11 protein-coding genes are annotated in these 22205 nt (G+C 35.3%); 10 read left to right on the top strand and 1 reads right to left on the bottom strand.

Annotated elements, in window-relative coordinates; genetic code table 11:
- From BK584_RS17310 to BK584_RS17350, 9 genes are all read left to right on the top strand, one after another.
- A partial coding sequence (locus tag BK584_RS17310) for a condensation domain-containing protein (RefSeq protein ID WP_245808894.1) occupies positions 1–1528 on the top strand: 1528 nt, incomplete at its 5' end.
- 6 nt (positions 1529–1534) lie between these two features.
- On the top strand, positions 1535–6103 hold the full coding sequence (locus BK584_RS17315) for a non-ribosomal peptide synthetase (protein ID WP_078393733.1): 4569 nt from the start codon (positions 1535–1537) through the stop codon (positions 6101–6103).
- Positions 6104–6132: 29 nt separating this feature from the next.
- On the top strand, positions 6133–11376 hold the full coding sequence (locus BK584_RS17320) for a non-ribosomal peptide synthetase (RefSeq protein ID WP_078393734.1): 5244 nt from the start codon (positions 6133–6135) through the stop codon (positions 11374–11376).
- A gap of 33 nt (positions 11377–11409) precedes the next feature.
- Complete coding sequence (locus BK584_RS17325) at positions 11410–12165, top strand: thioesterase II family protein (protein ID WP_078393735.1); 756 nt, start codon at positions 11410–11412, stop codon at positions 12163–12165.
- 11 nt (positions 12166–12176) lie between these two features.
- A complete protein-coding gene (locus tag BK584_RS17330) occupies positions 12177–13964 on the top strand; it encodes a fatty acyl-AMP ligase (RefSeq protein ID WP_078393736.1) in 1788 nt (595 codons plus the stop codon).
- Between the two features lie 63 nt (positions 13965–14027).
- Positions 14028–14507, top strand: a complete 480-nt coding sequence (locus BK584_RS17335) for a DUF1360 domain-containing protein (RefSeq protein WP_078393737.1) — start codon at positions 14028–14030, stop codon at positions 14505–14507.
- A gap of 19 nt (positions 14508–14526) precedes the next feature.
- Positions 14527–15381, top strand: a complete 855-nt coding sequence (epsC, locus tag BK584_RS17340; RefSeq protein WP_078393738.1) for a serine O-acetyltransferase EpsC — start codon at positions 14527–14529, stop codon at positions 15379–15381.
- Between the two features lie 49 nt (positions 15382–15430).
- Complete coding sequence (locus tag BK584_RS17345) at positions 15431–16123, top strand: 4'-phosphopantetheinyl transferase family protein (protein WP_078393739.1); 693 nt, start codon at positions 15431–15433, stop codon at positions 16121–16123.
- A 149-nt stretch (positions 16124–16272) separates the two neighbouring features.
- The gene (locus tag BK584_RS17350; RefSeq protein ID WP_078393740.1) at positions 16273–19299 is read left to right on the top strand and encodes an efflux RND transporter permease subunit; all 3027 of its coding nucleotides are present in this window, start codon (positions 16273–16275) and stop codon (positions 19297–19299) included.
- 319 nt (positions 19300–19618) lie between these two features.
- On the opposite strand, the gene BK584_RS17355 is transcribed toward BK584_RS17350, so the two are convergent.
- Positions 19619–20488, bottom strand: coding sequence for a TetR/AcrR family transcriptional regulator (locus tag BK584_RS17355; RefSeq protein WP_078393741.1), 870 nt, complete (start codon positions 20486–20488; stop codon positions 19619–19621).
- 191 nt (positions 20489–20679) lie between these two features.
- On the opposite strand from BK584_RS17355, the gene BK584_RS17360 reads away from it, so the two are divergent.
- Positions 20680–22122: a DHA2 family efflux MFS transporter permease subunit gene (locus tag BK584_RS17360; RefSeq protein ID WP_245809018.1), complete on the top strand. Its 1443-nt coding sequence runs from the start codon at positions 20680–20682 to the stop codon at positions 22120–22122.
- The last annotated feature ends 83 nt before the right edge of the window (positions 22123–22205 follow it).

Below are 22205 nucleotides of genomic sequence, written 5' to 3' on the forward strand. Positions count from 1 at the left end.
ACTGATTGCGAAAGCCAAGGAACAGGGGTTGAATTTCACGCCTAAAGATTTGTTTCATCACCGGACAATCGCTAACTTAGTGAGCGTAGTAGGAGAGGTAGAAGACAATGAAGAACAAGGATTGATTGAAGGCAATGTTCCATTAACGCCTGTTCAACATTGGTTTTTTGAAACTATGCTCGAAGAGCCTAATCATTTTAACCAATCATTGTTTTTACAGGTTCGCGATGAAATAGACCCAACTCTTCTAAAAAAATCATTCGACTATTTAATAGAGTATCATGATGCATTACGGAGTCGATTTTCATTGAGTGAAGAAGGATGGAAACAAGAAAATGTCGGATTAGATGGGGAATTACAAGAATTTAAGGTTATTGATTTAGCGGACCACTCAAGTGAATTACAAAAAAAGGAAATGGAAAGAATCGCAAATAGGGCTCAACAAAAATTAAGTATCGAAAAGGGGCCTTTGGTGAATGTACGTTATTTCAACTTGGGACGAAAACAACCCAACCGAATATTAATCATTATCCACCATTTAGTGGTTGATGGTGTGTCTTGGCGAATCTTATTAGATGATTTACATAAGGTTTATCAAGATTTAAAGAATCAAGAAGAACCCAAATTGCCTTCAAAAACGATGTCTTATAAAAAATGGGCTGAGAAACTTCTAGAGTACGTAGATTCGGATAAAATTCAGAAAGAAAAAGCGTATTGGTTAGATGTTATTAGTAAGGGGAGCACACCGTTACCGATAGACTACCAAGGACAAAATACAGTGGCTTCTACAGATAACGTATCAGTAGAACTAAATCAAGCATATACAGCATCCTTATTACAGGAAGTCCCAAAGACTTATCATACACAGATCCAGGAGATATTATTGATGGTTTTGGGAGAAACGTTTAGTGAATGGATAGGTCGCACCCCTTTATTAATAGACGTTGAAGGGCACGGTCGAGAACAGTTTGATGATGAAGTCGATTGCTCAAGAACTGTGGGATGGTTTACAAGTATTTATCCTGTACAAATTGGATTAAGAAATAAGAATGATATAGGTGAGGGAATTAAGCAAGTGAAAGAATGTATTCGGAAAATCCCAAATGGAGGGATAGACTACGGGGTATTTAAATACCTGGGAAGTAACGAAATACCAAGTGCTAATTCGGAAGTGAGCTTTAACTATTTAGGGCAATTTGACCAGGCCTTGACAGAAGCAGCTTTGTTCAAAATGGCGCATGAAAGTGTCGGATTAGAACAGAGCCAGGATAATAATCGTCCATATGTATTAGAAATTAGCGGGAAGATTATGGATGAAACGCTGCAATTAAATTGGAGGTACAGTAAAAACCTGCATGAAAGAAGGACGATAAGCAAGTTAGCTAATCAGTATATGGATAAGTTACGGGAAGTAATCAATCATTGCTTGACGTCTTCAATGGAATACACACCTTCAGACTTTCCGGAGGCAAAGTTAAATCAAAAAGAATTTACTAAGTTAATAAAAAAGGCGAGCAAAAGGAGATAGATATGAATGGAAACAGAAGAAATATTCAATGAAAACAATATTCATGATATTTATCCATTATCCTCCACTCAAGAAGGAATGTTATTTTACTCAATTGATTCACCAGACACAGGTATGTATGTTCAACAAATGATATATGATCTAAATGGAATTATTGATATTCCAGTTTTCAAAAAAGCGTGGGAAAGAGTAATTAGGAGACATGAAAGTTTAAGGACTTCCTTTTTTTGGGAAGATGTTTCTAAACCAATGCAGATCGTTTACAAAAATATTGATTTGCCTTGGGAAGTAATCGATATGTCCAATATGGGCACAATAAAAAGAAGTGAAAATATTAAGTCATTTCTGAAAAGAGATTTAGTCGGAGGATTTGACATATCCAATCCCCCTTTAATGCGTTTTTATATAATAAAAGAAGATAATAATAATAATAAATTTATTTGGACCTTCCATCACTTATTGCTTGATGGATGGTCAGTAGCACTTATTTTGAAAGAAGTCATTTCAATTTATAGAGCATTATTATGTGACACGAACCTTCAATTAGAGAAGGCATCACAATACAAAGACTATATAAAATGGATTAAAGAGCAAGATATTCCAAAAGCACAAAAATACTGGAGGGATCTTCTAAATGGACTATCGGAACCTACTAACTTAGAAGTTGGATTAGTTTCTGATGGGAAAGTTGAAAAAAGTCACAAAAACAGTATTTACGGGATTAAAGAAGTTTTTGTTTCTGAAGATATAACAAACAAATTAAATCAATTTGCAAAGAATAATAGTTTCACAATGAATAGTCTTTTTCAAGGGATATGGTCAATTCTATTGAGCACATATAGTAGAAAAAGAGATATAGTCTATGGAACAGTTGTTTCAGGGAGGACGGGTACTCCCAAGTATTTTGATAAAATGGTTGGAATGCTTATTAATACACTTCCAGTAAGGATTAGTATTAAAGACGATGAAAATTTTATCTCGTTTGTCGAAAGATTGCAAGAACAACTAATAGAATTAAGACAATATGAATATATGCCTTTGGTTAATATCGGTAAAAATATTAATATAACGAGCGGAAATGCATTATTTGAAAGTATATTTGTCTATGAAAATTATCCCTTTGAAATTGAAGATAATGAAAAAATAGCTGAGGGATTGCATTTAAAAAAAGCTAGTTCTGTAGACAGTACAAATTATCCTCTGTCGATAGTTGTGTATCCAAACAAAAAAATGAGAATAAAAGTTTTATTTCATAAAACACGTTTTAGCGAGGAGGTTATTGCTAGTATCCTCGATCAATTTACTAATTTATTGACACAATTAGATCAGACTAAATTGGTAGGTGAATTTGAAGTTATTACAGCTAAAGGTAAAAACGAGATATTAAATGTTTTTAATAATACAACTACTGATTATCCCAGAAATAGTTCAATTCCAAAACTATTTGAAGAGCAAGTCACAAACGACCCTAATGGAGTAGCTCTTAGTTTTGGAGATGTGGAATTATCTTATAGTCAAGTTAATTCAATGGCTAACAATATTTTTGCTGATTTGAAAGAGCACGGTATTAAGAAGGGGGCTCGTGTCGCCTTACTTACTGGGCGTTCTATTGAAACAGTGGTCGGCATGATAGCTGTGTTAAAAGCTGGTGCGGTTTACGTTCCTCTGGATAGTGAATACCCGGCAGAACGAATTAAAATGATAATAGAAGATTCTGGAATAGAAATATTGTTTAAGAAAGATGATGTGGACATCGATAATCTGGATTTTGCAGGGAAAGTTTACGATTTGAATCATAAAAATATGGTTTCACTAAAATCTTCTACGGAAAATACAACAGTAGAAGCTTCTGATCTTTGTTATATTATGTACACTTCTGGATCAACAGGAAAGCCAAAAGGGGTTTTGGTAAATCATCGGAATGTAATTAGATTAGTTAAAAATACAAGTTATATAAATTTTGATAAAAACACAAAGATGCTTATGACTGGTTCTGTGGTTTTTGACGCTACCACTTTAGAGATTTGGGGAACCTTGTTAAATGGAGGACATTTAAATATTATCCATGAGGATCAATTATTAGATAACGAAAAACTCAAAAAAATCATTCGCGCTTCTTCTATTAATACAATGTTTTTATCGACTCCTGTTCTGCATCAAATTGCTCAACAAGATTGTAAGACTTTTAAAGGGGTAGATACGCTACTTACTGGAGGAGATGTGCTCTCTACTCAATTTACCAACAAGATTATAGAGGAGAATCCTGGCCTCGTTATAATTAATGGTTATGGACCAACAGAGAATACAACTTATTCTACGACTTATTCTATAAATAAAAAACATGAAGGTCCTATTCCGATAGGGGTCCCTATATCAAATTCTAAAGCTTATGTTGTGGATGAGAACTTACGTCTTCTACCAATTGGAGTGGCAGGAGAATTATTAGTAGCGGGAGATGGGGTGGCGGATGGTTATTTAAATAGAGAAGATTTAACTGCAGAAAAATTTATTAATAGTCCATTTCATGCTCAAGAAAAATGTTATCGAACAGGTGATATAGTGCGCCTTCGTAATGATGGCGTTATAGAATATATCGGGCGTACTGATGACCAAATTAAGATTCGAGGGAATAGAGTCGAATTGTCGGAGGTTAGTCGTCAATTATGCGAGCATGAGTTAATAGAGGATGCATTTGCTATATTAACTACTAGTTTATCTGGGACTAAAGAAATCTGTGTGTACTATATACCTAGCAATGATAGTTTTACAAAGGAATATTTAAAAGTTTATTTAGCGAATTGTTTACCTGGTTTCATGATTCCAAGTCATTATATTTCACTAGATAGTTTTCCGTTAAATACCAATGGGAAAGTGGATAGAAAGGCACTGCCTAAACCATACACATCTAACCTGAATACCGAAACAATCTATGAAGTGCCTACTACGAATATAGAGAGAGTACTCACAGAGATATGGGAAGAAGTTTTAAGTAGAAAAAAGGTTGGAATTACCGATAACTTTTTTGAAATCGGCGGGGATTCCATCTTGGCGATCAGACTGATTGCGAAAGCCAAGGAACAGGGGTTGAATTTCACGCCTAAAGATTTGTTTCATCACCGGACAATCGCTAACTTAGTGAGCGTAGTAGGAGAGGTAGAAGACAATGAAGAACAAGGATTGATTGAAGGCAATGTTCCATTAACGCCTGTTCAACATTGGTTTTTTGAAACTATGCTCGAAGAGCCTAATCATTTTAACCAATCATTGTTTTTACAGGTTCGCGATGAAATAGACCCAACTCTTCTAAAAAAATCATTCGACTATTTAATAGAGTATCATGATGCATTACGGAGTCGATTTTCATTGAGTGAAGAAGGATGGAAACAAGAAAATGTCGGATTAGATGGGGAATTACAAGAATTTAAGGTTATTGATTTAGCGGACCACTCAAGTGAATTACAAAAAAAGGAAATGGAAAGAATCGCAAATAGGGCTCAACAAAAATTAAGTATCGAAAAGGGGCCTTTGGTGAATGTACGTTATTTCAACTTGGGACGAAAACAACCCAACCGAATATTAATCATTATCCACCATTTAGTGGTTGATGGTGTGTCTTGGCGAATCTTATTAGATGATTTACATAAGGTTTATCAAGATTTAAAGAATCAAGAAGAACCCAAATTGCCTTCAAAAACGATGTCTTATAAAAAATGGGCTGAGAAACTTCTAGAGTACGTAGATTCGGATAAAATTCAGAAAGAAAAAGCGTATTGGTTAGATGTTATTAGTAAGGGGAGCACACCGTTACCGATAGACTACCAAGGACAAAATACAGTGGCTTCTACAGATAACGTATCAGTAGAACTAAATCAAGCATATACAGCATCCTTATTACAGGAAGTCCCAAAGACTTATCATACACAGATCCAGGAGATATTATTGATGGTTTTGGGAGAAACGTTTAGTGAATGGATAGGTCGCACCCCTTTATTAATAGACGTTGAAGGGCACGGTCGAGAACAGTTTGATGATGAAGTCGATTGCTCAAGAACTGTGGGATGGTTTACAAGTATTTATCCTGTACAAATTGGATTAAGAAATAAGAATGATATAGGTGAGGGAATTAAGCAAGTGAAAGAATGTATTCGGAAAATCCCAAATGGAGGGATAGACTACGGGGTATTTAAATACCTTGGAAGTAACGAAATATCAAGTGCTAATTCGGAAGTGAGCTTTAACTATTTAGGGCAATTTGACCAGGCCTTGACAGAAGCAGCTTTGTTCAAAATGGCGCATGAAAGTGTCGGATTAGAACAGAGCCAGGATAATAATCGTCCATATGTATTAGAAATTAGCGGGAAGATTATGGATGAAACGCTGCAATTAAATTGGAGGTACAGTAAAAACCTGCATGAAAGAAGGACGATAAGCAAGTTAGCTAATCAGTATATGGATAAGTTACGGGAAGTAATCAATCATTGCTTGACGTCTTCAATGGAATACACACCTTCAGACTTTCCGGAGGCAAAGTTAAATCAAGAAGAATTAAATGACATTATCAATATATTGAACTAATTTTATTTAATTGAAGGGAGTGTCTCTAGATGGCTAAAGATATCGAAGCGATTTATCCACTTTCCCCGGTTCAGGAAGGTATGTTATTTCATAGTTTATACTCGCCTCAATCGGGGGTGTATGGATGTCAATTTACATGCATATTTGAAGGAGAAATAAATGAACAATTCTTTCGTAATGCATGGGAAGATGTCATAAAAAGGCATGAAATTTTACGCTCGTTTATATGGAAAAATCATGAAAAAACCTTGCAAGTGATAATGAAAGAGGTTAGCGTGCCATGGAAAAGCTCAGACTTCAGGATGCTTACCGAAATGGAACAAAAGAACAGACTGCAAAGCATTTTAAGGAGGGATATGAATCAAGGGTACGACATTGTTAAAGCGCCTTTGTTACGTTTTCAACTTATCCGCTTGAGGGAACAAGCATATCATTTTATTTGGAGTTTTCATCATTTATTGCTTGATGGATGGTCGATGTCACGTCTGTTAAAAGAAGTATTCGAATTATACCAAGGCTATGTTAATAAACATATACCTAGACTAGATAAACCGAAGCCTTACAAAGAATACATTAATTGGATTTTGAAACAAGATACTTCAATGATTGAAAATCATTGGCGTGAAAGGCTAAAGGGTTTTAAAGCCCCCACACCATTACCTTTTGAGTCAACTATTCATTCTTCAACTAGTGATAATTATGGAGAAATTGATTACAGTTTATCTTACCATTTGACTACAAGGTTACGTTTTTTAGCTAGTGAAAATGAGATAACTTTAAATAGTATATTGCAAGGTGCTTGGGCAATATTATTGAATCGGTATAGTGGAAACATAGACATTGTACATGGCTCTGTAGTATCTGGTCGAGCTGGAGACTTACAAGATGTTGAAACAATGATTGGACTATTTATTAATACACTTCCAATACGAGTCAATGTAAGTTCAAATGAAACTCTGTTGCCGTGGTTAAAAGAATTACAGGAACAACTGATACAACTTCAGCAAGTAGAAGCCAGTCGTTTAGTAGACGTTCATGGATGGAGTGAAGTTCCGCGTGATCTGCCTTTATTTGAGAGTGTTCTAGTTTTTGAAAATTATCCAATTGATCAATCAATGAATGAATCAAAGAATGGAATTAATGTTAAAAGTGTTGTTACTAACACTGTTACAAATTATCCTTTGAGTTTAATGATTGTGCCTGGTGATTCCATTAGAATAAAGACTTTGTTTGACGAATCAAGATTTAATCATGATTCAGTACGCATCATAATGAACCATTTTCAAGTATTGCTAGAAGAGGTTGTAAACCATCCAGAATATAAACTATCTGAATTTTCTCTGTTGACCAAAGAAGAGAAAGGGCAACTTCAACAATGGAATCAAACTGAAAGGTCTATACCAGAAGAAATGTGTATACACCAGTTATTTGAAAAACAGGTAGCTAAAAATGCAGACAAGCTAGCGGTGTTATCCGGGCGTGCGAACTTAACCTATGGGGAGTTAAATAAGCGTTCCAATCAAGTCGCTCATTTTCTTCAAGAACAAGGAGTAGGACCTGAAACCCGTGTAGGTATATGCATGAACCGCTCGCTGGAGCTTGTAATTTGTATGATGGGCATTTTAAAGGCTGGCGCAGCGTATGTACCGATTGATCCCTCTGTGCCGAAAGAGCGAAAATCCTACATAGTAGAAAGCAGCGAGGCGGCAATTGTTTTGACGCAAGAGGACTTAAAACAACAATTGCCAGAGAAGCGTGTGAATTGGGATTATATCTATTATGACAGAGATGAGTTTCAACATTATCAAAGCAAGAATGTGAGTTCGAGTGTCCAACAAAAAAATACCGCGTACCTCATCTATACGTCTGGGTCAACAGGAAGGCCAAAAGGGGTTATCGAAGCCCATCGCCCCGTCATCAATGTCATTGATTGGGTAAATAAAACCTATGAAGTAGGCGAGAATGATCGAATGTTATGGATTACATCCATTGGTTTTGATTTATCCGTTTATGATGTATTCGGATTACTTGCCGCAGGAGGGTCGATAAGAATTGCCAGTGAGCAAGACATAGGGAATCCAGAACGATTAATCAGCCTTTTGAATGAAGGGGAAGTAACTTTCTGGGATTCCGCGCCTGCGGCCTTACAACAGTTAGTGCCTTTATTAAAGATGAAAGAGAATGCCGTCGCAAACAGTCATTTAAGGTTGGTCTTTTTAAGTGGAGACTGGATTCCTTTGGAATTGCCAGGCACCATGAAAGAGCTCTTTCCAAGGGTGCAAGTAGTAGGTTTAGGAGGAGCGACAGAGGCTACGATCTGGTCAAATTACTATAACATCAATGACATTCCGGAGGAATGGACGAGCATCCCATATGGAAAGCCAATTCAAAATGCCCGCTATTATATTCTAGACCAACATGGAAACCCGTGTCCGATTGGAATACCAGGGGAATTGCATATAGGTGGCCGATGTCTAGCAGAAGGGTATGTGAGCAGGGAACTAACGGAAGAGAGGTTCATCAGCGATCCATTTGTCCATCAAATAGAGGCAAAGATGTATCGGACGGGAGATTTAGCGCGTTATCAAGAAGACGGAAATATTGAATTTCTAGGCAGATTGGATCACCAAGTGAAGGTACGTGGTTACCGGGTCGAACTAGGTGAAATCGAATCAGTGTTAAATCAACATAAGAATATTCAAGAATCAGTGGTAGTTGCTAAAGAAGATTCAATGGGAGAAAAGAGTATTATATCATATGTCGTCCCGAAAATTTCATATGAAGAAGGGGGAGGATATGACTTAATTTTAAATAACCAAACAAATACTGAACAAATTAACGAATGGGAAGAGGTATTTAATAAAATTTATGGACAGAAGACATTTGCATCTGAAGATGAGCAAATGTTTAAAGGGTGGACAAGTAGTTATACAGGTTTACCTATACCGAAAAATGAAATGATGGAATGGGCTGAAAGTACAATAGATAGAATTTTAACACAAAACACAGATAATATCTTAGAGATAGGTTGCGGCACAGGTATTTTACTAACTAACATTGCTAAGTATTCTAAGAAATATTATGCTACCGACTTTTCTGCAGAAGCAATAGAATTATTGAAAAATAAAATTATAAAAGACGATTTAACTCATATAAAATTATTTTGCAGAGAAGCGATTGATTTCTCGGATTTTGAAGAAAATAGTTTTGATATGGTTATTATCAACTCAGTTATTCAATACTTTCCTAATATTGAATATTTAACTAAAGTATTACAAGGCGCTGTCAGAGTCTTAAAGAAAGGAGGAACTATTTTTTTAGGTGATGTAAGGAGTCTATCTCATTCAAATATTTTCTATACATCAGTTGAATTGATTAATGCATCAAAAGAAGCTCAGATAAACCAAATAAGACAAAAAATTAATAAAAGAGAAAGAGAAGAAAAGGAATTATTGGTGTCACCAGAATTATTTAATGACTTAAGTGAACTTGTACCACGTATCTCTGGAGTAGATGTTTTATTGAAAAGAGGTAACTGTCAAAATGAATTAACTAAGTTCAGATATGATGCGTTTATACATGTTGATAAGAGCTTAGATATTTTGGAAAACATTCATATTACGAACTGGAAAACCAGTAACCTAGACATCAACAAATTAAAAGAAATTCTATTTACCAGAACGAATGAATTTTTAATAGAGGGAATACCAAATTCTCGTTTATTTAAAGAGTACAAGCTAGGAGGAGAATTAAATAAATATGAGGATTCTGTTAGTATAAAACAATTCTTAGAACAAAATTCTAGAAGAGAGATAGGAATAGATCCAGAGGTGATTTGGGGATTAGCAGAACAATACAATTTTTTCGCCCATATAACCTGGTCAACTGTGGGCACAGGCTATTATGATGTGTTTTTTCATAGAAGACCAGAAAAGCCATTTAAATTTAAGCATTCTTATGATAAAAAAACTGAGCACAGCAATGATAATAAAAAGTTTGCAAATAACCCTTTAATTGGTAAGATCTCACAATACTTACGGTCAGAGTTGTATTCGTTTTTGAGGGAGAGATTTCCGAATTATATGATACCATCATCAGTGATTTTTTTAGACTCATTACCCACAACCCCTAATGGTAAAATTGATCGAAATAACCTTCCGGAGGCCTTTATAGAAATAAATGATAACAGAGATATAATTAGTGCAAGAAATATTTTGGAATTAAAATTAGTAAGAATTTGGGAAGAAATTTTAGAAGTTCACCCTATTGGTGTTAGAAATAACTTCTTTGATTTAGGCGGGCATTCATTATTAGCCATACGTTTAATTTCTAAAATCAAAGAAGAATTAAATATCGAACTTCCAATGTCTATATTATTCGAGAGGCAAACTATTGAAAAGCTATCTAATGTTATCAGCCCAGATAGTGATTACAATTCCATAATTGTTCCATTTCGAAAAAAAGGCTCAAAAACACCGTTATTTTTAATACATCCAACGGGTGGAAATGTACTATGCTACGGTAATTTAATTCGTCATTTGCACAATGATAGACCAGTATATGCTGTGCAATCACCAGGGTTATATGGCAACTGGGATTATATAAATAATATTGAAGGTATGGCTAACTACTATATTGATGAGATTTTAAAGGTGCAACCGGAGGGGCCATATATAATAGGAGGATGGTCATTCGGAGGTGTTTTATCATTTGAAATTGGACGGCAGTTAATTGACAAGGGAAAAGAAGTACAGCAATTGATTGTCATTGATTGCCCATCCCCCAATTATACCGCTGGTTTTAGGGAAATCGATGATGCAGTATTTTTAACTTCGTTTATAAATGAAATTGAAGGATTTTCTGGAGAAGACATTGATATTTCAGATGAAATAGTTAGGGGCATGGATACAATAGATGAAAAAATCCAATACATTATTAATAATTCAACAATAGCTTCTAGTATTGATTTGGATCAAATCATGAATTTAATAACCGTCTACAAGACTAATTTAGAAGCGATGCGAGGTTATAAACCGAGTCATAAAATGAATACACCAATAAATTTGTTTCTCTCGACTGAATCTGAATCTACGGTTTTATGGAATATTAATAAGGAGATGGATACAAATCAAGGTTGGAATAATTACTCTGTAGATTCTATAAAAAGATATCAAATACCTGGAAATCATTTGACTATGATGACAGAACCAAAGGTGCGCTTTTTGGGTGAACAACTAGAAAAAAGCATGAGTAATTTAGTGGAAAGCACATAGATTTAATGTTCTTTAAACAATGGGGTGTAGAAATTGGACTCAATAAAATCTAATTTAAATAAATGGTTTTTAAAACCTAACATATTAGGAAACCAGACTTTACGGATTATTTGTATTCCGTATGCAGGAGGGAGTGCTGCCATTTATAAATCATGGGAAAAACTAGCAGGAAAAGATGTGCAATTATACGCATTACAATTACCAGGTAGAGGAGGGCGGTATGAGGAAAAGCCATATACACAGATGGATAATTTAGTCATCGATTTATTCAATGAGATTCGAGAGTTATTCCAAGAAGATACGCCTTATATAATATTCGGTCATAGTATGGGAGCTTTGATTGGTTATGAACTTGTGCGTGTAATTAGAAAAAACGGTCTTAATATGCCAAAACATTTTATTGTGTCCGCAGCTGCTGCACCAAGTACGCCAAGAAATGGGAAAACACATAAACTTTCAACACAGGATTTGCAAAATGTCTTACAAGATTACAATGGTACACCCAACGAGATACTTGAGAATTTAGAAATGCTAGAAATGTTTCTTCCTAGTATTAGAGCCGATTTCGAATTGGTGGAAGAGTATTGTTACACCCAGGATTGCCCACTTAATTGTCCAATTACAGCTTTATGGGGTACAAAAGACCACTTAGTAAATATAAGAGAAATAGAAAAGTGGAAGTACCATACAGATAAAAAATTTCAAATAAAACAATTCGAAGGTGATCATTTTTTCATACACAATTACACACCTGACATTGTTGATTTAGTAAAAGGACTCTCATATTAGGAGGATAACTGATGGGAAAAGTGAAGGGATTACCAAATAAGTCTATTATGAAACATGAGACTTTAATAGATGTATTGGAAAATAAAGTAGAAACTAGTCCCCATTATACCATTTTTCAATGGCTTCAAAATGGTGAAAAAGAAGGGCAAACTTTGTCATACAAAGAATTAGAACAAAATGCAAAAGCAATTGCATCAGTACTTCAGGGAATGAATTTAGAAGGAGAAAGTGCACTTTTATTATATCCTTCTGGCTTGGATTTTATTTCGGCTTTCTTTGGTTGTCTATATGGGAAAGTCATTGCTGTCCCTGCGTACCCTCCAAAAAAGAACCATCATATGGAACGGCTAATTAAAATCATCAAGGATTCAAGAGCAAGGGTTATTTTAACAACAACTAGCATAAAACAGAAAATAGTTGATACGAAAGCGTTTGAAAATAATAATATGATTAACATTGTTGCTACAGAAACAATTAATGATAAAGAAGCTTATTTATGGGATAAACCAAGGTTATGTGAAAATGATGTCGCATTTTTGCAATACACATCAGGTTCTACTAGTGCTCCAAAAGGTGTAATAGTTACACACAAGAACCTTATTCACAATATTAATATGATAAGAGAAACATTTGATTTAAATCAAAACACAAATATTGCAAGTTGGTTACCTTTTTATCATGATATGGGTTTAATTGGATGCATCTTAACAAGTGTATATTCGAATTCAAAGTGCTATTTAATGTCTCCTATGGATTTTATACAAGAACCAAGAAAATGGATAGATGTGCTTTCAAAATATAAAGTGCATTTTTCAGTTGCTCCAAATTTTGCCTATGATCTTTGTGTAAAAAAGATTAAGGACACAGGTAATAAGAATTGGGATTTGTCTGCTTGGAAGTATGCTGTAAGTGCAGCTGAACCAATTAAAGTTGATACAATCGTTAGTTTTTATCAAAAAATGAAACCTTTTGGACTTCAAAAGCAGTCATTAAGAACGGGATATGGATTAGCGGAGGCAACATTATTAGTATCTTCTAGTAAGATTGGAGATTGTTTATATGAAAATGTTAGTAGAGAGGGTCTTAAAAATAATGAAGTAAAGGAGAGTGGAGACAATATAAAAATTGTGAATTGCGGATGCACTACCGAAGATCAACAAGTTATTATAGTAAATCCTGACACTTTAATAAAATGTAACGAAAATCAGGTTGGAGAAATATGGGTAAATGGACCAAGTGTTGCAAAAGGTTACTGGAATAATCCGCAAATGACAAGTGAGACATTTGAAGCAAAACATAGACATGATGATAAGAATACCTATTTAAGAACTGGTGACCTTGGTTTTATAAAAGGTAAAAGTATTTATTACTCTGGCAGAATGAAGGATATAATTATAATTCATGGACAAAACTTTTATCCCCAAGATATAGAATCTGTTGTAAATAGAGCGCATCATGCCTTGCAAGACGCAGTTGTTAGTGCTTTTTCAATTACTGATAAAGAAGGAGAGAGGCTTGTTATTATTTCCGAGATTCATCGTAAATATTGGCCTGTTTCTTCCTTAAACTTGGAGTTTGTAATTAAAAAGCATAGAGAAGTTATTAATTATGATGAAATAAAATCGAAAGTCAGGGAGAATATAGCAAGGGAATTTGATTTATCATTATATGATTTCATTCTAGTTAAAACAGGAACAATTCCAAAAACATCTAGTGGTAAAATTCAGAGAAATGAGTGCAGAGCTCAATATGAAAGCAATGACTTAAAACTGTGGGGCGATTATATACCTAATCATTAATAACTTAATTTTTTGGTGTCCAGGTACAATTGGTTTTTAATTTAAAGAAAAAGAGGGGTAAATATGGAACTAGGTGAATTAAATTTAGTGACTTTGTTGATTTTAGGGTTAGCAGTATTTCGACTGACTTATCTAATAATTTCAGATGTTATAACAGCTCCTATTAGAGGATTCTTTGTTGAAGAAATAGAAGAGACTGACTCACGAGGAAGAATGACTCATTACACAATGCCTAAGATGCCATTTAGTCGGGCAATTATTGGAACCTTAATTACATGTCCTTGGTGTATAAGTGTTTGGATTGGAGCTTTGTTAGTTATAGCTTGGAACTTGTGGCCAACTGTTACTATTTTAATTTCATTGGTATTTGCACTATCCGGTGTTGCAGGATTTATGATGCAACTAAATCGTTTAGTAATAGTCAATACGTATAGTCCATCTAAAAAGCAATTACAGCGTATGGAAGAGATGAAGGAACAATTTATGGGAAAAAAAGATAATAATTACACTCCTGATAATAAAGAAGTAAAGGAAGCTAATTAATAAATTGGGAGAAGGTGGTATGATGTCATGTCACTTAAATAATGAGATTACTGTGGCAGAGCGGCAAGGTTTAAACGTAGGAGATATTAAAATCAGATTTAGTAGAAGGGAAATAGAATACGAAGTCTATTCACTTATAGATGATCTATATATGCTGCTATTTTCACCAAATCATAGAATATGCTATCAAAAGAAAGATATTCTCTTACACGCAAGACAAACTCATTTAAAGTTAGCGCAATTTGTTCATTTAGTATCTTGTGATAGCCATGAAAGGGATAAGTGTTGTAAATCTTGTGTTGATCAAGCAGATTTCCTTATGGATAAAATTCCATATTTGAGAGAGGTATTATTAGCAGATGTTATTGCAACTTATAATAGGGATCCGGCCACTACCAGTTTTGAAGAAATTGTTATTGCCTATCCTGGGATATATGCAACTGCTGTATATAGGGTTGCGCATGAACTTTATAAAAAAGGTGTTAGATTGCTGCCTAGATTGATGACAGAATGTGCCCACATGAAAACCGGGATTGATATTCATCCAGGAGTGCAGGCGGGAAAAGGGTTATTTATTGATCATGGTACGGGTGTAGTGATAGGAGAAACTTGTATTATTGGTGAAAATGTAACTATTTACCAAGGGGTTACTTTAGGTGCGTTACGAGTAACGCAAAATAAAACTAACAAGATTAAAAGACATCCTACTCTTGGCAATAATGTAACCATTTACGCTGGAGCAACAATCCTTGGTGGAGAGACAGTCATAGGTGAAAGTTCATTGATAGGGGGAAATGTTTGGGTTACTAAGTCAGTAAAGCCTTTTAGTAAAGTGATATATAATCCCGCAGCTGATGTTAATTTCAAAGAATAAAATAATGTCATAGTTATGTATATTTCAGCTGTTTAATGAGGTAGATAGTATGATAAGAATCTATGCTTTAAAACTTAAAGAGAGTGAATTTTCTTCCTATGAATTATCAAGCCTTTTAAACTATGTGTCATCGACTAAAAAGGAAAAAATATTAAAATACAGGAATAAACTTGATGCTATGCGCAGTTTATATGCTGACTTACTAATAAGACACCTTATTAGTAAGTCATTCAGCATAAAAAATAAAGATATAGAATTGGTTGTTAACAAATATGGCAAGCCATATTTTAAAAAACATGATTTTAATTTTAATCTTTCCCACTCTGGATTTTGGATTGTATGTGTAATTGGAAGTAATTCAATAGGCATAGATGTAGAAGAAGTGAAGGATATCAATTTGAACATTGCTAAGGTCTTTTCAAAGGAGGAGTATGATTTTTTAAGATTGATAAAGGGAAAAAAAGAAAGGATATCAACTTTTTTCAAATTATGGACTTTGAAAGAAAGTGTTGTAAAAGCTTTAGGAAAGGGGCTGTCTATACCATTAGATTCTTTTAGTATCGATTCCATAGACAAAGAACCAAAAGTAAAGTTTATGGGTCTTGTAGATGCAGAATATAAATTAAGAAATGTTGATTTTGATGATGGATATGAATTGTCCATCTGTACATTTGGCAATGATAATTTTGATGGGATTTATTTTATGGATATTCATGAAGTGGTGAACAGTTGTAAAGTGTAACTAAATATTCTGTATACAAAAAACATAAATAGATTAAACAAGAATACACTGCTATGAAGGTTTCAGTGTTTGATTTTAATATAACCATATTTCGTAATCTACATAATTATTAGGCCTTGTAGTTGCGTAAACATTTCAGGGGGGAAGTAATGAAGTGGTTAAGCTATGTAATTGAGAGAAGGATTATGGTGTTTTTAACGGTTGTGCTAATTTTTATTGGCGGAGGTTATGCCTTATTTAATTTGGATCAAGAGTTACTGCCCTCTGTTACGATGGACGGAGCTACTGTTGAGGTTTCAGCTGGTGATATCTCCGCCAATGAAGTAGAACGTTCCATTACTTCAAATTTGGAACAGCGATTAAGAGAAATAGAAGATGTAACTAAGGTTATTTCTAATACAAATACAGGCAGGAGTTCCTTGCAATTATCTTTTAGGCAAGGTAAGGGGGATGAAGCTTTTGAGGAAGTTGAATCAATTGTTTATATGGAGGCTGCTGAAAATGAGTTAATTGAAGATATAGATGTAAATCAAAATGGGACAACAGCTGCATATGATTATTTTATGGATATATCTAATGGTGATATGGAGGAAATAACTAATTTTGTAGATGAAACGTTAAAACCTAGGTTAGAGAGTTTACCAGAGGTAGGAGCAGTTAATGTCAATGGGATTTTTGAGAATGAAGTAGAAATTGAATTAGATCGTGAAGAGATCGATGATAGAAGTATTAATATCGAACAAGTAATTGAAATAATTCAACAACAAAACAATGATTCTATTATTGGAATGTTACGTGATGAGGAAGGATCACCTTTTTTACGTTGGCATACATCACTGGAAAGTATCGATCATATAAAGATGATCCAAATACCTACTCAAGAGGGCAGTGTTACATTAGATGAAATCGCCACAGTTACTATAAGCCCTAAAGATAACTTGAATGAGATTTGGAAGAATGGTTCACAAGAATTAATATTTGTTCAAATAGCTAGATCAAATGATATAACACAAGTTGAGTTAGCAGATTCAGTAAGAGAAGAAATAAAGTCTATTAACGAGGAAGGGTTAATTAGAGGATTTGAAGTAAATGAGATGGTATCTCAGGCTGATTATGTGGAAGATGCTCTTAGTGGCGTGACTATAAACATATTAATTGGTGCCTCCCTAGCTATAGGTATCCTATTAATATTCTTGAAAAATATACGGGCTACCTTGATTATAGGTGTATCTATACCTACATCGATCTTATTAACTTTATGGATAATGCAACTGTTGGATTATAGTTTCAATATCTTAACTCTTATGGGTCTGGGTCTAGGAATTGGGATTATGGTGGATTCGTCCATAGTGATACTTGAATCAATATATGGTAAAAAAGAAAAAGGGTTAAATAATAAAGATGCTATTATACAGGGAACTAAACAAGTCGCAAGTCCAATCGTAGCCTCTGTTATAACAACAATTGTTGTCTTCTTGCCAATAGGTTACCTTGAAGGTGACATTGGACAATTGATGGTGATGATCTCAGTAGTAGTTGCAACTACCTTAATTAGTTCCATGGTCATTTCATTCACGGTAATTCCAACTGTAGCAAAAGGATTTTTAAAGATAAGACTAACAAATGACAAAAAGAAAGATGGAATTATTTTAGGGAAATACAGTCAGTTCATTTCATGGATAGTCAAAAAGAAGCGTCGAAGTTTAGGGGTTCTTTTAACCTTTCTCCTTTTTTTCGTAGCATCTTTAACTTTAATTACCAAGATTCCCATGGGATTAATGCCGGATATGCACGATCGTTATTCTGAAGTTATTGTTGACCTTGATCCAGGGTTAACATCAGATGAAAAAGAACTTGTAGCAAATCAAATTAATGATAATTTATCTGTTATTCAAGACATTGAATCAAATTACATTATGGATTCTGGGGGCATGTTTTATGTAATGATTAACATGACAAAGGGAGAAAATATTGTAATGAATCAAGAAAAAGTAAATGAAGAAATATATAGTTCTTTAAGAACGCTCGAAGAAACTCAACCAATTCTTTCTGTACAAAATGCGATGACGGGTGGTGCAGCCCACCCTGTACAAGTGAATATTAAGGGGGAAGACTTTGATCAGTTAAAGGAAATGTCGACTGAATTCTCTTCGAAGTTGGAAGAGATTGAAGGTATTGTAGGGGTTTTAAGCTCTAATAATAGAACGTTTATTGAAGAAGAAATTTTCTTAGATGAGGTGGCTATAGTAGATGCCGGATTAGAAGAAAATCAAATAAGGCAAATAGTCCAGCAATCATTTTTAGATGTTTCTTTAGGCGATGTAACCCTTTCGGAGCAAACCTACCCTTTATCAATTAAATGGAATGAATCTACGACAACAGTATCAGATTTACTTGATTTGGAGGTTCCGACGCAAGACGGCGTAGAGACACTCGATAATTTTATTACACTAAGAAAGGTAGAAATACCGAATGAGATAACACGTGAGGATGGTGAAAGATTTGTTGTGGTGTCTGCGGATTTCGAAAATACTGATAGTGGAACAGTCAATCGAGATGTTAGTAATTTAATCGAGGAAATGGACGTACCAGAGGGTTATAGTATATCGGTTGCGGGGGACTTAGAACAACAACAGCAGGTAATGCAACAAATGATTGTGGTACTAGGTGTTGCGATATTTCTAATATTCTCAGTGATGGCTGTTCAGTTTAACCATCTTATACATCCACTATTTGTTATGTCGGTAATACCAGTCGTGATCACTGGCGTAATTTTGGGTTTGTTTATTACGCAATACGAACTTAATGTTATGTCCGGAATAGGTATTATTATGTTGATAGGAATATCATTAAACAATGCAATTCTACTAATTGATAAAACTAATAAACTTAGAAAAGGTGGTTATAATGTAGAAAAAGCATTAGTTGAGGCAGGTAAAAATCGAGTTCGGCCAATATTTATGACAACTTTAACAACTGGGGCTGGTATGCTGCCGTTGGCACTAGCTTCAGGTATATCTGGAAACTATCAAGCTCCTATGGCTGTAGCAATAATATCAGGCTTATTGTTTTCAACTCTTGTTACCTTATTATTATTTCCAGCAGTTTATCGTCTTTTTTCTATTGAACGTAAGTCGAATACCATTAAAGAGGGTAAGAAACAGTTAACAAGTTGAGAATAGTTGGAATGAAGGCAAGGAATATAAGGCCACTAGCTAGTTTATTAAAGTATCAATCAGTAGCTTGAATGTGCAACAGATATTAAATTGAGAAAAACTTGAGCTGCCTATTCCTTATATTAATAGAGAATAGGCAGCTTTAATGTAAAATATTTTTCTTGAATAAAAGGATAGAACTGATTTCTACAAATTTGAGCAATGTAGGATTAAACAACTTTCAGAGGATAAAACGTTTACTGCTTTTTTTTAAATAGACTTTAAATTGTGTAGTGACAGTTTAATAAAACGTAGAGGCTTTCACACGAAAGCCTCTTTTCTAATGAGAATGAAGATAAAACCAAATCAAATTGGTGAATGTTTGCGCCTCTGCCTCTAGTGGGGTCTCTTTAAATGTAGTCTGAAATGGTTTTAGTAGCGGGAGTAAAACGGACGTTCGCAAGCGTTCTTTCTTTAATTCGGTCATGATTGCGTCATACAAATCTTGTTGTTCTTCACTAAAGCGTTCTTTTTCAAAAATAGTTGCATGAGTGTGAATGTCTTCAAGGGTGACGGTCTTCTTGTTCACTTGAGTTCGGAATTGATGAATGGCTTCTGTCTGTAAGAGTGACGTCTGATCTTTGCTCATCTTGGCAAGAATAAGTTCTAAATAGGAAAGAATTACATGAATTACCTCTTTTAACTCGTAGCTGCTATTGGTGTAGCGGTTCACGAATAGAATATGTTGCAGCATCCCGGTAAAGAGGACTACGCCTTCAAAAGCATACGGACGAATGTCTTCACCTCTTACTTCAATGAGCCGAGCGGTTAACCACTCCATATCTTTTATGCGATGTTGGAGTACAAGCTTTTTTAAATCTGCTTCATTGGAATGGAGAATGGCTTCAAATAAGCGGTACAATTTTCGTTCTTCTTGAAGACGAATGAGAATTGAGATCTGCTCAATGAAAATGGTCCGGTCTTGTTTGTTTTTACCAATTTGAGCAGTGATGCGAAGCTGGTTTGCTTCCTCACGTAAATTTTCTAAGATTTCAGCCACACAATCATTTTTTGAAGAAAAATGATTGTAAAAAGTCCCTTTTGAAATATTAGCAGCGACCAAGATATCTTGGATCGATGTATGTGGAAGGCCTTTTTCCTGGAAAAGCGTTAAGGCTGCATCTGATATTTGTTTTTTCCGTTCATTCATAATAGCCTCCTGCAAGTCTCTTGTAGAGCAAGTATACGAAGATCAGGGTGAAAAAACAAATACATTGTACTTCGAGTCTAAAATATTGACTAAATTAAACGATGAGTATACTATAGCTTAGTGTTCTAAACTTTATAATAAAAGGGTGAATGTGTGTGGAATCAGGCATACAAAAAAAGCCTCCCTATTTAATGATAGGGATCTTGTTTGTGGGTGCATTTGTATCATTTCTAAATAATTCTTTATTAAATGTGGCTTTACCAAGCATCATGGTTGATCTTGGTGTTGACGATTATTCAACTGTCCAATGGTTAGCAACAGGCTATATGCTTGTTAGTGGGATTCTTATACCTGCTTCTGCTTTCTTATTAACACGGTTTACGAATCGAAGTTTATATATTGCAGCGATGACAATCTTTACGATTGGAACAGCAGTTGCCGCGTTTGCGCCAAACTTTGCTCTCTTATTAACGGGACGTATGGTGCAAGCAGCTGGGGCATCAGTTATGGGCCCATTATTAATGAACGTCATGCTCATTAGTTTTCCACGTGAAAAACGGGGAACGGCGATGGGTATTTTCGGGCTTGTTATGATTACGGCACCGGCAATTGGACCAACACTATCGGGATACATTGTCCAGAATTACGACTGGCGTCTATTATTTGAAATGATCCTGCCTCTCGCAGTCATTAGCTTAGTGCTTTCTGTATGGAAGCTCGACAATGTCATGCCACAAAACAAAGAGGCAAAATTGGATTACTTATCCGTTGTGTTATCAAGTCTTGGTTTTGGTGGATTGTTGTACGGATTTAGTTCTGCGAGCGCAGATGGATGGACAGATACGTGGGTATTAACAACGCTCATTGTCGGAACAATTATGTTGGCGGCGTTTATTATACGCCAATTAAAAATGGAGGAACCGCTGCTGGATTTGCGGGCTTATAAATACCCGATGTTTGCTCTTGCGTCCATCATTGCTGCGGTAAATGCCGTTGCAATGTTCTCGGGCATGATCTTAACACCTGCTTATGTCCAAAGTGTGCGGGGGATTTCGCCACTTGATTCAGGTTTGTTGATGCTTCCTGGAGCGATCATCATGGGGCTCATGTCTCCAGTGACGGGACGATTATTTGATAAATTTGGTCCCCGGGTGATTTCAATAACGGGTCTTGTTATTACAGCTGTATCAACGTATATGCTGGCAAACTTACAGCTTGATACGCCGTATATGACGATCGTCATTATTTACAGCTTGCGCATGCTAGGTATGGCACTCGTGATGATGCCGATTATGACAAATGGACTGAATCAATTGCCAACGCGATTGAATCCACATGGAACAGCAATTAATAATACTGCGCAACAAGTATCAGGTTCAATTGGAACCGCGATCCTTGTCACGATCATGAACAGTGTCGCAAGTACGGAGGCAGGAAACATCCTTGCCGGCACCGATCCAGCTACAATGACCGAGGCTGCTTCCGCTGCTGTGATGCAACAATCGTTACTTGCGGGTATTCAATATGCGTTTTACGTCTCGCTTGTCATGAATGTGATTGCTCTCGTCTTAGCCTTCTTTGTTAAACGAGTTGATACAAGCATAGAAGCTGTACGGAAGATTGAAGAAGAATAACGAAAGCCTTTGCGACACCCTTATTGCGTAAGTGATAAGGGTGTTTTTTGATGCCTCATAAAAAAGCGATGAATTGGATACAG

Source organism: Shouchella patagoniensis (assembly GCF_002019705.1).
Classification (GTDB): Bacteria; Bacillota; Bacilli; order Bacillales; family Bacillaceae_D; genus Shouchella; species Shouchella patagoniensis.